Here is a 12,400-nt window from a genome sequence, read left to right as displayed (position 1 = left end):
ATCATATAAATGAGGGAATCATAAGTAAGATTAAAATTTAGGTCCACTTTTCATTGTATCACAGACTCTATTCTAATACAAAACACATCATAATTTCAACATAATATAACTAATTATTTTTAAAACGTCATATTTTTTTAACAGATACTTCTCCGGACAGTTCATATTAAGCAAAAGTATTCAATAATCAGAGATAGACTGAAATAAAAATCGGTTAAAAAATTGTAAAAACAGTCTGTTCCTTTTATAATTTAAAAGAATAAAAAAAGAGGAGAAGTGAATGTGAGCCATTCTTATAAACAAAATCAGGTTATCCCTTATTATATGTGTGACCGTAATCAACAGCTGACCCTATCCATGCTTGTTAATCTGCTGATGGAGGTCTCGGAGAACCATTCAGCTGGTTTAGGCAGAGAAGAATCATTTTTGAGAGAACGCGGGATCAGCTGGATCATTCTCAGATATGAGTTCAGCATCAGTCGTATGCCGAAATATAATGAAGAAATCGAAGTTGAAACCTGCGCTACTGAATATAATAAGCTGTTTACATATCGTGAGTTTGTTGTGCGCGGCAATAATAAAGAGCAGCTGATAAAGGCAAAGGCGACCTTTGCGCTGATGAAAAACGATACAAGAAAAATGACTAAAATCAACAGTGAGATCGTTGAACCTTACGGAGCGACTTTCTCGAAACGCATCCAGCGGAACGTAAAACCGAATGAAATCAATCTAACGTGTGCAAGTGAGCAGCATTATTTTGTGCGTTATTTCGATATCGATACCAATCAGCATGTGAATAATTCAAAGTATATCGAATGGCTGTTAGACGTTTTGCCCCCTGCATTTTTATCTACGCACGGTCTTAAGCATGGCATTATCACTTTTGATAAAGAAGTGAAAGAAGGGGACGAGGTAACAAGTATAGTCAATAAGCCTGCCGGGGGTCAGCTGTATACGAATCATCGTATTTGCGTTGGAGAAACGGGACATGCTTCAGCGACTTTCAAATGGACGGAACAATCGAGAATGGAGTTGGATGATGGTAACGATCAATGATATTGCAAAAGAAGCAGGTGTAGCTAAAAGTACTGTTTCGCGTTATTTGAACAACGGCTCAGTAAGCCCTCGAACCAAACAGAAAATAGATGAGATCGTTAAGAAGCGAGGGTATAAGCCGAACACCTTTGCCAGAAGCCTGAAAGCACAGAAAACAAATATGATCGGGGTCATCATCCCGCGTCTGGATTCGCCCTCAACCAACGAAGTGCTCTCCGGTATCGACTCCAGCGCACACGAAAAAGGGTACCAGCTGATCATTACGAATGCCAACCAGGAGAAAGAACGGGAAATAGAAGATATCTATACGCTGGCCAAACAGAAAGTGGACGGTATCATTTTTCTTGCGAAAGAAATAACCGCTGAGCACCAAATAGCCATCAATGATATCAAGCTGCCGTTTCTTGTGTTAGGGCAACAGACAGATAATATCCCATCCATAGTCCACGATGATTATGGGGCCGGAAAAAAAATTGCCCGCCATGCACTGGAGCTGGGACACAAGGAATTCTTATACTTCACGGTATCAAAAGAAGATAAGGCAGTCGGGCAAGATCGGTATAACGGCTTTATGGACGAGATAAATAAAGCAACTGATACGGTCATCCAAGCTGTTGAGACATCTTTTACCATGCGGGAAGCTTATAAAACAGCGATTAAAGAATTGCAGGGTTTAGAAGCAAGCTTTGTCATTGGTGCCACAGACACGATTGCACTGGCAGTATTAAAAGCAGCAGCTGAACTCGGTCTCTCAGTCCCGGAAGATGTTTCCGTAGCAGGATATGGAGGATATAATCTTCTTTCATTCATGACCCCTGCGCTGACCACGATCAAGTATCCCTATTATACTATCGGTGATATGGCGATTGCTACGATAGAAAAAATGATCTTAAAAGAGACAGTGCCTCAGACCCAAACTTTGTCTAATGAACTGATCATAAAAGAAACGACTCAATCGATTTAAAAAAAGCTTTACAAAGAAAGCGAATTCATTTATACTGAAACAGAACCGGTTCCAATAAGAGTGGAACCATAATAATGGAGGGATAAAAAATGGCGGAAAACAAAGAAATCGCTCAACAAGTCGTCGATGCAATTGGTGGTAAAGACAACATCGATTCAGTAGCTCACTGTGCGACACGTTTGCGCATAATGGTAAAGGACAAAGAACAAGTGGAGGAATCAGAGGTTGAAAACATCGAAAAAGTCAAAGGTGTTTTCTATAATTCCGGTCAGTATCAGATCATTTTTGGAACCGGTACCGTCAACAAAATCTATAATGAAGTGATCGGACTCGGCGTGTCAGGAACGTCTAAAAGTGAAATGAAAGATGAAGCGAAAAAGCAGGGAAATACTTTCCAGCGTGCGATCCGTACGTTCGGGGATGTTTTCGTGCCGATCATTCCAGTCCTCGTAGCAACCGGGTTATTTATGGGGCTTAGAGGCTTACTGACTCAGGACCAGATCCTTGAAGTCTTTGGGCTGGCACCAGCGGATATCAGCGCCAATTTCCTGTTATATACTCAAGTATTGACGGATACAGCCTTTGCCTTCCTGCCGGCATTAGTCGCCTGGTCAGCATTTAGAGTGTTCGGCGGATCTCCGGTCATTGGTATCGTATTAGGACTGATGCTCGTGAATCCGGCACTTCCAAATGCCTACGCCGTTGCAGGCGGGGATGCATCACCGATCTATATGCTCGGCTTCATTCCAGTCGTTGGCTATCAGGGGACAGTTTTACCCGCGTTCATTGCCGGTTATATCGGAGCAAAAGTTGAGAAATGGTTTAGAAAAGTCGTGCCTGAAACATTGGATTTACTTGTTTCACCATTCGGAACCTTATTGGTCATGAGTGTCCTTGCACTCTTTATTATCGGACCAGTTTTCCATTCTCTGGAAGAAGTGATACTGGACCTCGTCGTCTGGATCCTGGGACTTCCATTTGGTCTGGCAGGGATCCTCATTGGGGGAACACACCAGATCCTCGTGATCACGGGTGTCCACCATATCTTCAATTTCCTTGAAATCCAGCTACTTGCAAACACCGATGTCAACCCTTTTAACGGAATCATTACGATGGGGATTGCCGCACAAGGTGGCGCAACACTTGCTGTAGCCATGAAAACAAAATCCAAAAAACTGAAAGCTCTTGCCTTTCCATCTGCACTATCCGCTTTCTTGGGAATCACAGAACCTGCTATTTTCGGTGTGAACCTGCGTTATATCAAACCCTTCTTATTCGGTTTGGTAGGCGGAGCTGCGGGTGGCTTCATGGCTGACATATTGAGTCTTGAAGCGACAGGAATGGCCGTCACCGTTATCCCGGGCACGCTTCTTTACCTGAATGATCAGCTCATCTGGTATATTCTAGCGAACCTGCTTTCAATTGGTGTGGCGTTCGCCCTCACTTACTTCTTTGGTTACTCAGACAAAATGAGAGAGGATATCGAAGGTTCAAATGCCTAAAAACTCAGGAGGGACATTATGTTAGAAAAAGAACGAACAGATGATACGTACACGGTTTACTATCATCTGCGTGCACCTCACGGGTTGATCAATGATCCGAATGGTCTGATATATTATAGAAACCAGTATCATGTTTTCTTTCAGTGGAATCCGGAAGGGACCACACATGAAAATAAAACATGGGGGCATGCTGTTTCAGATGATCTTATCAATTGGGACTTCCTGGAACCGGCTCTGGAACCGACGGACTGGTTCGATAAAAATGGCTGTTATTCAGGGAGTGCTTTCGAAAAAGACGGTAAACTCTACCTCTTCTATACGGGAAATGTGAGAAATGCTGACGGGGACCGCGAAAGCTATCAGTGTCTGGCTGTTTCAGAAGACGGCGTTCGTTTCGAGAAAAAAGGACCGCTTTTTGAACACCCGAAAATGTACACGGCTCATCTGAGAGATCCTAAGATATGGAAGGAAGGTGAAACCTACTGGATGGTCCTGGGAGCGCAGAGGGAAGATTTAAAAGGTACAGCCTTGGTTTACCGCTCTACTGATATTTTGAACTGGACCTTCGAGGGGGAAATCATGGATGCATTACCTGATTTCGGTTACATGTGGGAATGTCCGGATGTACTGAAACTCGAGAATAAAGATATCTTTGTTTTCTCCCCACAGGGTCTCGAACCCGAGGGTGTCTTGTACCAGAATATCTTCCAGACTGGGTATATGCTCGGACATTTTCAGGAGGGCGTTTTCCTTCCCGATAACGATGAGTTTATTGAGATGGATAGAGGGTTTGAATTTTATGCCCCTCAGTCTTTCACAGATAATCAAAACAGAACGATTGTCTTCGGATGGATGGGCACCATGCCGCCTGAAGAAGAAGCCGCAGTGCCGACGATAAAAGATGGCTGGATCCACCATTTATCGCTGCCAAGAGAAATAAAGCTGATCAGCAACAAGCTTGTCCAGCAGCCGGTGGAGGAAGTGAAAATGCTGCGCCTTAAGTCATCTGAGATACTGGAATACATTTCTCAAATAGATAAGATACGCTTTAACACGCCGGAACAGGAGATCGAATGTGTCTGGACAGAAGAACCAGCCTCGTTTGCCTGGACGTTACGGGATGAAGTGGCAGTAAGTTACGAAGCGGCTGAAAACAAGCTGACCGTCGAACGGACAAACTGGCTGACTTCCAAAAGGGAAACCAGAAGCGTGTATCTGGATGAACCTTTGACGTCACTGCGGTTGTTTTTAGAAGATTCTGCTATGGAACTCTATGTAAACGCCGGACGTGAAGTGTTCTCTCTGCGATATTTCAATGAACAAAGAACTGATTTCTGGGAATGGCAGAATGATGACTGGAAAGAATATGTCAGTCAACTAACTGTGCATGAACTGAAAAAAGCGATACTATTCGCATAGACTAAAGCAGCTCCCTTTTGAATAAGGAGAGCTGCTTTGTTTTTCTTGTCATTAATTGAAACGTGTCTTGATCAGTTCGGCGGAATCTTCCTGTTCGAGGATGACCTGTAATTTGATCCGTGCTTTTATACCAGTCAATCCCGGGGCGAAAATCGCACCGAGTTCTTTCAGATGTTTGCCGCCGCCCTTGTAAGCATAAATATCCTGAGCAATACCATTGAAGGCCCGGGAAGTTACTACGATATCGACATCCTGATTCAGCAGCCTTTTAATGCCGGGCAGAGTTTTTGGCGGCATGTTACCGGCGCCCAAGGCTTCGATCACCAGACCGTCGATCTGGGTTGAGGCAAGAGCATCCAATAAAGTGCTGTCCATATCTGCATAAGCTTTCAGTAAATAAACTTTCTTTGTAATATTCTGGATAGGATATTTTTCGTCAAAGACCAGTTTCTGGAAAAAGCGGACTTCGTGTTTAGATACGATGCCTATGGGACCGAATGTCGGTGTTCTGAACGTAGCGACATTCGTCGTATGCGTTTTAGTCACGTAACGGGCTGTGTGGATTTCCTCATTCATGACGACAAGAACCCCTTTGTCATTTGAGTCAGGGGAGAGAGCTGTCCAGATGGCATTTTGAAGGTTGCTTACACCATCCGAACCGATTTCATCAGTTGGACGCATGGCCCCCGTCAAAACGATAGGGAACGGGGCATCTAGAGTCAAATCCAGAAAATAGGCGGTTTCTTCCAGCGTATCGGTGCCATGCGTGATCACGGCACCATCGATGCGGTCTTCTGCGATCGCTTCGGCCAGTCGTTTCTGGATATCCAGCATATGCTGCAGCGTGACGTGAGGAGAGGGGAGCTGGAATAGGTCTTCTTCAAGGATCTCTATGTTTTCCTCAAATAAATGACTGTATTTATGAAGCGGGTGTTCATCGCTTGGTTTAACAGCACCCGTACGCTGATCCGTACTCATGGATATCGTCCCGCCTGTATGCAAAAGCAAAATGCGTTTCATTCTAGTTCTCCTTTCTCTTTCTGAAATAAGGGTTGGTCCGTTTTTCATACGCGACAGTTGTTGACTTGAGGTGACCTGGATACACCGTATAGTCATCCGGTAGAGTTAAAAGATTTTTTTCAACAGCGGGAATAAGTTTTTCAGGTTCACTGCCGGGTAGATCGGTCCGGCCAACACTCCCTTTAAACAAGGCATCACCTGAAAAAACACACTCGCCTTCTTCAAAAATGAAACTGACCCCACCAGGTGAGTGGCCCGGCGTCTCGACGACTTTGAAGCGAAATGGGCCGATCGTAACGGATTCTAACGGTTCAAACGTAAACTCTGCAGGACGGGCAGTGATTTTGTGGGTACCATATATAGAAAGATTCAGTTGTGGATCACCCAGCCACTCCTGTTCTTTTGGACTGACGTAGACCGGGATCTCATAATCGACACGCACATCCTCCAGGGCGCCAATATGATCATAGTGAGTATGTGTCAATAAAACAGCCAGAGGCGTGACCCCCAGCCTTTCCAGTTCGTTTTTTATTTTACTGGTTTCGTCACCCGGATCGATGATCAGGGCATCTGAACCTTTATAGATGATATAACAGTTCTCCTGAATGAGTCCTGTTTCGATTTGTTTGACTTGAATCATGAAAATGACCTCCTTTGTTCTTTATTTAGTATAACCAAATAGTTATCTTCTGTCGATGCAAGCATAATAGTTGAGTATGTGAAGGATTTGGCTTAGTCTATGCATAGAAGGAAAAAAATTAATAGGAGGAATCTGTATGTCAACAAACGAAGTAAAAGAATGTTTAAATAATCTTGTCGCTACCCAAGGTCTGTTTTATATCAAGCTTCATCAGGCGCACTGGTACATCAGAGGGCATCATTTCTTCGATCTTCATGTCAAGCTTGAAGATTATTATGATGAAATAACAGTACACATGGATGACACTGCTGAAAGACTCCTGCAGCTCGGTGGGGAGCCTTATTCAACACTTCAGGAATTTATCGATCATTCAGCCATTGAAGAATCGCTTGATAACAAATATATCCCTGAAGAACCTTTTGTTAAAGCTGTCATCAAGGACTTTGAAAAGCTTAGGGATGAACTGGCTAAAGGCATCGATTTAGTTGACGAAAATAACGATGATGTTACCGTCGATATGCTGATCGCACAGAAAACCTATATCGATAAGGTGATTTGGATGCTGTGGGCTTATACAGGCAGAAATGCCTTAGGTAAATAAAACATAAAGATTGAAATGGGGAGCCGGTATCCATACGGCTCTCTTTTTTTGTTAGAGAAGAATGAATCAGCCTATCATATTAGAGAGGTTCGTGTATAGTGATCAGCCCGATTATAAAACAGATGAATGGAATGTGCTAAGCATAGAGTAGAGCAGACGAAGGGCACAATAAGTCATTAAAATGATCCTGCCTGGCTAGCTGATGAATGTAGAGAATCCCGGCAAGCGATCATTTTTATAAAAGGTTGTTTTTCTTAAGGAATATGATAGGATTATGATTAGCTAAGAGTAAAGAAGGGTTACGATGAAAATAATCACAACAAACGAGCAGGAAACAAAAAAAATGGCTGAAAGAATTGCCGGCAGTTTAGAACCTGGCATGACTATTCTACTGGAAGGTCAGCTGGGAGCGGGAAAGACGACCTTCACAAAGGGTATCGCTGAAGGACTGGGGATACAGAGGATCATCAAAAGTCCGACGTATACATTGATCAAGGAATACACGGACGGGACTTTACCGTTATACCATATGGACTTGTACCGCCTTGAAGATGCCGAAGACGAGGATCTGGGACTGGAGGAATACTTCTACGGTGACGGGGTGACCATCGTTGAGTGGGGATCATATATGCAGGACGAACTGCCCGACGAATACCTGATGATCCAGATCAGTGTCCTGCCTGATTCAGAAAAACGTGAACTGATCATTACAGCACAGGGAGAAAAATATCAGAAGATAATGGAGCGATTAGAGGATGAGTGAAGCCATCGATTGTATTGTACGTGAAGCCATTCCGGGTGATGCGGAACAGGTACTGAAACTGCTGAATGAAACGGCGACTCAGACTGGTTTTATGACACAAGGACCAGAAGGTGTCGGGATCAGTGTGGAGGAGGAAGCCAAGCAGCTGGCTTCAATCTACAATTCTTTGAACAATAGTGTATTTGTTGCTCTGGTGGATGATAAAGTCATCGGTATAGCTTCCATACACGGTTCAGACAAGCCAAAGATCGAACACATCGGCGACATAGGTATCGTTATTGATAAAGCATACTGGGGTTATGGCTTGGGAACATTAATGATGGAGGAACTCCTGCTCTGGGCCGACGCTTCTCCCGTATTGAGTCGACTTCAGCTGCAGGTCCAGGAACGGAATACCCGGGCACGGCACATTTATGAGAAACTCGGATTCAAGCTTGAAGCGATCATTGAGCGTGGTGTCAAAGATGAAGGACAGTTGCTGAATGTCTGTCTCATGAGTAAGTTGATATAAAGTAAAAGAAGTCAGGCCATTTTTCGGCCTGACTTCTTTTACTTTATAAAACGGTCCAGTGATAAAGGACCAAATTCTTTTTCCTGATTGATCAATATGGTAGCACTTGCTCTCGCATCATCAAGGGCATGGTGATGATTTAAAGGGATGCCATAATAATCGGCAACTGTATTAAGTTTGTGATTCGGCAGCTCCCGCAGCAAGGCACGAGAAGACTGGACCGTACATAATGTTTTGAACTGAGGTGGTTCAACACCGTAGTATTTCAGCGTACCCGTTAAGATCCGTTTGTCAAAAGGCATGTTGTGAGCCACGACCAGCTGATCAGGTGTGAAAAACTGTTTCATGTCGTTCCAGACATCAGGAAACTTGGGTGCATCAAAGACGTCAGATTCCTGGATGCCGTGGATACGGATGTTCATGCGGTCAAACCATGTTTCCGGCTGAATCAGCGTGTAATATTCGTCAACGATTTTGCTGTCTCTGACAATAGTCAATGCAACGGAACAGGCACTGTGGGTCTGGCGGTTGGCTGTTTCAAAATCTATAGCTGTAAAGTTCATATATTCCCCTCTTTTAAAGTCATCCTTGTTTAGTCTTTACAGTATAGCATGATTGCCTGAACTTTCAATACGAACAAAGGCTGAATAAGAAAATGACAAACTTTTGTTGCATTCAGAAACAAAAAACATGCGCGCATCCATTTACAGGATACACGCATGCATGAGAGACAAATCAGTCCAGTTTATACGGCAGGACGATTTTTCTCAATTCCATAATGATCGTTGTAGAAAAAGCCAGTCCGGCTGCAATAGCCCATTCTGTCAAACCGAAGGCGGCAGGGATATAGAAAATACTTCTGACAGCCGGCAGCAGGGTGATACCGTAAAGCCCCAGACAGACGGCAAAGGCAAGGATCACAAACTTGTTGCTGAAGAATCCCGCACCGATACTCGTTTCAACATTGGATCGAGCCGGGAATACCTGCAGCGTACGTGAAAGAATCAGTGTCGTAAAGGCCATGGCGACACTCATTTCATCAGAAGTCTGAAGTCCGATATACTGAGAAATAACAACCGCAATAGCAATCAGCGCGCCACGGAAAGCAACGATCCTGAAGGTGTTGCCTGAGAAAATAGACTCGTCAGGGTCTCGCGGTTTCTCTTCCATCACGTTCGGTTCTGCAGGCTCAAGTCCCAGTGCAATAGCTGGCAGCGAGTCATTGACCAGATTGATAAAGAGCAGCTGCAGGGCAGTGAACGGGCTGACCCAGTTCACGATCAGAGCAAAGATGATCGCGATGACCGCACCCAAGTTGCCTGAGAACAGATAGGCAATAGACTTCTTGATGTTACTGTAAATAGTTCGACCAACTGAAATAGCTTTAACGATCGATACAAAGTTGTCATCCGTCAAGATCATAGCAGAGGCATCTTTAGCCACATCTGTTCCGCTGCCCATGGCGATACCGATATCGGCCTGTTTCAAAGCAGGAGCGTCATTGACACCGTCACCGGTCATCGCTGTGATCTGGTTTTTGTTCTCCCACGCCGTAACGATCCGGATTTTATTTTCAGGCGTCACACGGGCATAAACGGTGATATCTTCCAACTGATCCATCAGTTCTTCTTCGGATAAGTCGTCCAATTCCTGTCCGGTATAAGCCAGGTCACCTTCTTTGAAGATATTCAAATCACGACCGATAGCTCGGGCCGTTGTTTTATGGTCACCTGTGATCATGACTGTTCGTACGCCGGCATTGGCAGCATCTTGGACCGCATGATAGACTGCTTCGCGCGGCGGGTCGATCATAGCCAGAAGACCAATGAAAATCAGATCATCTTCATCTTCGATACTGACTTCAGCCGAATCGATCGGCTTATAGGCAAAGGCAAGAACACGCATCGCCTGGTCAGAAAATTCTTCATTTTTCTGTTTCAATTCTTCTAAACGTTCTTCAGTAAGGTCAACGACCTCGCCATTAAGCTTGATCCGTGAGCAGAGTTCGAACAAAACATCCGGTCCACCCTTAGTCAGCAGGCGTTTTTCACCGTCGACTTCATGGACGGTCGACATGCGTTTACGGCTTGAATCAAATGGCAGTTCGGCTAGCCTTGGGTATTCATCTCTGACTGAACCGTAAGGCAGATTCTGCTTGTTACTGTAAGCGATCAGGGCAACTTCTGTCGGGTCGCCGCTTGACTCATCCTTTTCATTGATCGTTGAATCGTTTGCCAGTACAGCGATCTGCATCAGGATTTTCTCGGATTCTGACCAAGTGTTGCTGTCACCGGAAAAGAGATGCGATTCACCGTTAGGGATATACTCATCAACGACAGTCATTTTGTTCTGAGTCAAGGTCCCTGTCTTATCTGTACAGATGACGCTCGTTGAACCGAGTGTCTCAACAGCCGGCAGCTGTCTGATGATCGCATGCTGTTTCGCCATTTTATTCGTCCCGACGGATAAGACGATCGTTACGATAGACTGCAGGGCTTCTGGAATAGCAGCAACAGCAACAGCGGCAGCGAACATAAAGGCGTTAAGCAGAGGGACCGTGACGTCCTGCGTGTCTCCCAGGAATATACGTGCCGCCTGAATACCAAAAATAAGGATAGATAAAAGAAGGATCGCGACACCCAATTTTTTACTGAAATCTGCCAGTCTTCTCTGCAGAGGGGTTTGTTTGGCCGATGCACTTTGTACGAGCTCGGCAACTTTCCCCATTTCTGTTTCTTCACCTGTTGATGTGACGACCATGACGCCACGTCCGGCAGTAACCATCGTACTGCTGTAGACCATATTGATGCGGTCTGCAAGAGGGGTGTCCTCTTCCAGCGGCTCGATCGTTTTCTCGGAAGGCATGGATTCACCAGTCAATGCGCCTTCTTCGACCTGCAGAGACTCCGCTTCGATCAGTCGACCATCGGCAGGGATATTATCGCCAGCCTCAAGGATGACGATGTCTCCTATAGCCAAGTTTCTCGCTTCGATCTGCTTCGGATTGCCGTCACGATAAACATTTGCCGTCGGGGCAGACATTTTCTCCAGCGATTCAAGTGAATCTTCTGCTTTTTTGGTCTGCACCACACTTAAAATCGCGTTCAAGATCAGCACGACAAAAATGATCAGTGATTCGATCCATTCGCCAATAGCCACTTGCACAATAGCGACGATCAATAAGACGATGACCATTGGATCCTTGAACGATTCGATGAACATGGAGAAGATCGATTTTTTCTCTTTACGGCTGATCTCGTTGTAGCCATTTTCCTCCAGACGTTTCTCTGCTTCCGACTGGCTGAGACCTTCCCGTGACGTACCGGTGGATTCAAGTACCTTGTCTTTCGTTTCCTGATAATAATTCATTGATTTATCCTTTCTATGTTGAAGTAAGTAAAAAAGACGCATACGGAATAAGTGATGGCTGTTCCGTATACGTCTCACTATTTAATACAGCACCAGCAGATAATCAGTCTGCGAATGGTGGCGCTGTAACAGATTGGCTCTGCAAGTTACTCCCGCATATATATTATTTAAATTTCAAATTAATTATAGATAAGTCTATGTTAAAAAGCAAGTCACAAGTTTACAGGGTATGCGTCAAGTTTTTCTCGGTAACCTTTAACTAGTAGAATTAACAGAAATTATGTTGTGTTAATATTTTTAGGAAAATGCCTGGCCTAATTTCCCAATGAAGCTACTCACAGGGCCAAAGTTGGATATTTTCCCAGTTTGAACAGTGTGTGTGGTTGAACGAGGCTTTTTCAAAGCCTGACGGACTGCTCCCTTAAGATCTTCACCTAACGGTTCAACGATAGAATCAACTTTTGTGGTCAAAGCTTTTTCCAGAAGACTGTTTTGCTCTGCTGTTAGTAATGCTACGACATTAGCTACACCTGATTTTGTCCAACTACGTCCCTG

General features: G+C 44.5%; 10 protein-coding genes and 2 pseudogenes. 7 read left to right on the top strand and 5 right to left on the bottom strand.

Features of this window, described 5'->3' with window-relative positions; genetic code table 11:
• The first annotated feature begins 282 nt into the window (after positions 1 to 282).
• The 4 genes and pseudogenes from BM049_RS09085 (at position 283) to BM049_RS09070 (ending at position 4,941) form a co-directional block, all read left to right on the top strand.
• The gene (locus BM049_RS09085) at positions 283 to 1,056 is read left to right on the top strand and encodes an acyl-[acyl-carrier-protein] thioesterase (protein ID WP_091530809.1); all 774 of its coding nucleotides are present in this window, start codon (positions 283 to 285) and stop codon (positions 1,054 to 1,056) included.
• On the top strand, positions 989 to 2,020 hold the full coding sequence (locus BM049_RS09080) for a LacI family DNA-binding transcriptional regulator (protein WP_245751912.1): 1,032 nt from the start codon (positions 989 to 991) through the stop codon (positions 2,018 to 2,020). Before BM049_RS09085 ends, BM049_RS09080 begins: the two co-directional genes overlap by 68 nt.
• A gap of 89 nt (positions 2,021 to 2,109) precedes the next feature.
• Positions 2,110 to 3,489: pseudogene (locus tag BM049_RS09075) on the top strand (sucrose-specific PTS transporter subunit IIBC); the annotation flags it as partial.
• Positions 3,490 to 3,540: 51 nt separating this feature from the next.
• On the top strand, positions 3,541 to 4,941 hold the full coding sequence (locus BM049_RS09070; protein ID WP_091530802.1) for a glycoside hydrolase family 32 protein: 1,401 nt from the start codon (positions 3,541 to 3,543) through the stop codon (positions 4,939 to 4,941).
• Positions 4,942 to 4,992: 51 nt separating this feature from the next.
• Here the strand turns inward: BM049_RS09070 and BM049_RS09065 are convergent, their stop codons facing one another.
• Positions 4,993 to 5,961 (bottom strand): asparaginase, encoded by a 969-nt coding sequence (locus tag BM049_RS09065; RefSeq protein WP_091530801.1) that lies wholly within the window; start codon positions 5,959 to 5,961, stop codon positions 4,993 to 4,995.
• Position 5,962: 1 nt separating this feature from the next.
• Positions 5,963 to 6,601, bottom strand: coding sequence for an MBL fold metallo-hydrolase (locus BM049_RS09060; RefSeq protein WP_091530798.1), 639 nt, complete (start codon positions 6,599 to 6,601; stop codon positions 5,963 to 5,965).
• A gap of 136 nt (positions 6,602 to 6,737) precedes the next feature.
• Between BM049_RS09060 and BM049_RS09055 the strand changes: the two genes are divergently transcribed.
• The 3 genes from BM049_RS09055 to BM049_RS09045 all read left to right on the top strand — a co-directional run bounded on the left by BM049_RS09055 (position 6,738) and on the right by BM049_RS09045 (position 8,476).
• The gene (locus BM049_RS09055) at positions 6,738 to 7,202 is read left to right on the top strand and encodes a Dps family protein (protein ID WP_091530796.1); all 465 of its coding nucleotides are present in this window, start codon (positions 6,738 to 6,740) and stop codon (positions 7,200 to 7,202) included.
• Positions 7,203 to 7,506: 304 nt separating this feature from the next.
• Complete coding sequence (gene tsaE / locus BM049_RS09050) at positions 7,507 to 7,965, top strand: tRNA (adenosine(37)-N6)-threonylcarbamoyltransferase complex ATPase subunit type 1 TsaE (RefSeq protein WP_091530793.1); 459 nt, start codon at positions 7,507 to 7,509, stop codon at positions 7,963 to 7,965.
• Positions 7,958 to 8,476 carry a GNAT family N-acetyltransferase gene (locus BM049_RS09045; RefSeq protein ID WP_091530791.1) on the top strand — a complete coding sequence of 173 codons (519 nt, stop codon included), beginning with the start codon at positions 7,958 to 7,960 and terminating at the stop codon, positions 8,474 to 8,476. The genes tsaE and BM049_RS09045 overlap by 8 nt, the downstream gene beginning before the upstream one ends.
• 38 nt (positions 8,477 to 8,514) lie before the next feature.
• Here BM049_RS09045 and BM049_RS09040 read toward each other — a convergent pair whose 3' ends face one another.
• The 3 genes and pseudogenes from BM049_RS09040 to BM049_RS11855 form a co-directional block, all read right to left on the bottom strand.
• On the bottom strand, positions 8,515 to 9,039 hold the full coding sequence (locus BM049_RS09040; protein WP_091530788.1) for a 3'-5' exonuclease: 525 nt from the start codon (positions 9,037 to 9,039) through the stop codon (positions 8,515 to 8,517).
• Between the two features lie 172 nt (positions 9,040 to 9,211).
• The gene (locus BM049_RS09035) at positions 9,212 to 11,845 is read right to left on the bottom strand and encodes a cation-translocating P-type ATPase (RefSeq protein WP_091530785.1); all 2,634 of its coding nucleotides are present in this window, start codon (positions 11,843 to 11,845) and stop codon (positions 9,212 to 9,214) included.
• A 297-nt stretch (positions 11,846 to 12,142) separates the two neighbouring features.
• Positions 12,143 to 12,400, bottom strand: a pseudogene (locus BM049_RS11855) (ISLre2-like element ISAot1 family transposase); the annotation flags it as partial.

Source organism: Alkalibacterium subtropicum (assembly GCF_900112455.1).
GTDB lineage: Bacteria > Bacillota > Bacilli > Lactobacillales > Carnobacteriaceae_A > Alkalibacterium > Alkalibacterium subtropicum.
Note: the sequence above shows the minus strand (reverse complement) of the source record. Positions and strands in the feature narration are given on the sequence as shown.